The 1,623-nt window shown below is 60.0% G+C and carries 1 protein-coding gene; it reads left to right on the top strand.

The window, feature by feature from the left end; translation table 11 throughout:
- Window positions 1–60 precede the first annotated feature (60 nt).
- The gene (locus IVB36_RS06350) at window positions 61–1,119 is read left to right on the top strand and encodes an IS110 family transposase (RefSeq protein WP_247390970.1); all 1,059 of its coding nucleotides are present in this window, start codon (window positions 61–63) and stop codon (window positions 1,117–1,119) included.
- Window positions 1,120–1,623 lie beyond the last annotated feature (504 nt).

The raw sequence follows: 1,623 nt of genomic DNA, 5'->3' as shown, positions 1-1,623 counted from the left end.
AAACTCTTGCGCGCGACAATCATCGCGGCAATCATCACCTCGCCGCGACACCGACTCGCCATCCAGATTGTCGCGCGCTTCCCATCCAGATTGTCGCGCTATAGGGAGTTTTCTGCCACGGAGGCAGCGATCCGAAAGCTGGTGGCAAAGCTTGCAGCGAAATGCTGTCATCTGACGTTTTGCTACGAAGCAGGGCCGACAGGATATGGCCTCTACAGACTGCTCAAGAGCCTCGGCCATGACTGCCTGGTGGTGGCCCCCTCGCTCGTTCCGAAGAAGGCCGGCGATCGAGTGAAGACGAACCGGCGCGATGCGGTAAGCCTCGCCAAGCTGTTGCGCGCGGGCGAGCTCACCGCAGTGTGGGTGCCGGACGAGCGCCATGAGGCTATGCGCGATCTCTCGCGCGCCCGTCAGGCAGTGAAGAAGGACCTCCAGGGCAAGCGTCAACAGATCTCGTCATTGATGCTGCGGCTGGGACGCATCTATCCGGGCAAGACAACGTGGGGACCCGCCCACATGAGATGGCTCATGTCGCAGAAGCTCGAGCATCGCGAGCAGCGCATCGCATTCGAAGAGTTACTTGAGGGGATACGCCAGGAAAGTGAGCGGCTGGAGCGTTTGGAAGATGCCATCCGCGAGGTAGTACCCGAGTGGTCGCTCGCCGAGGTTGTCGCGGCCCTGCGGGCGATGCGGGGGATTGATCTCATTGCGGCTGTGGGGGTGCTGGTCGAGATCGGTGATCTCTCCCGCTTTCAAAATCCGCGCGAGCTGATGAGCTATCTGGGTCTGGTGCCCACGGAAAACTCAACTGGCGACAAGGTCAAGCGAGGCGGCATCACCAAAGCCGGTAATGGACGGGCGCGACGTATTCTTGTGGAGGCGGCCTGGAGCTATCGATATCCGCCGCGCGTAAGCCGAGACAAGCAGCCAAAGGTGGAGGCCGCACCGAGACGCGCGCGAGAGATTGCGTGGAAAGCGCAAACCAGATTGTGCGGACCCTTCCGCTCACTCGAGCGGAAGGGCAAGCGGCGAACCGTGATCGTCACGGCGATTGCCCGAGAGCTATCCGCCTTCATTTGGGCAATCAATCGCGAGCTCATGCCACCTCGACAGGCGTAACATCGTTGGGGGCTGTGGACCGCTCGAGTCGTGAGGTGCGCTCGACCGGCCCACAGCCCTCTTTGTTGCAATCAGGATCAGGGTAGTCGCAGACATCAATCGTGCAGAGGTGAAGGTGGGACCACGGCAGGGGAAATCCTGAAACCCATTATGTGGCCGATCATCCGATCGACGCCCGATGCTAGACCAGGAACAGCCCCAGACGAAAAAACGAAAATGCGGTATCCAACCCGCGCATCAGAGCCTGTTCACCGACGTCTTTGGGTTCCGCCTTCTCCTCTGCACGATCCATCGGCGCAAGAACTTCACGATGAGTCCACGTGGAGATGGGAAACCGTGCGTTGTGTGCTTGACTGGGGACATCAGAATGGGATGACCCGCCCCGTCCTCTCAGTCAGACTGAGGTGGCTTTTGAAAGGAGGAAGCAATGAGGACACGGAACAAGCCCAGGCCGGCAACGGTGTTTGGGATCGACATTGGCAAGAACCTTTTCCACGTCGTTGG

It is taken from the genome of Bradyrhizobium sp. 35, from assembly GCF_023073215.1.
Classification (GTDB): domain Bacteria; phylum Pseudomonadota; class Alphaproteobacteria; order Rhizobiales; family Xanthobacteraceae; genus Bradyrhizobium; species Bradyrhizobium canariense_D.
This window is presented reverse-complemented; position numbering and strand designations above follow the sequence as displayed.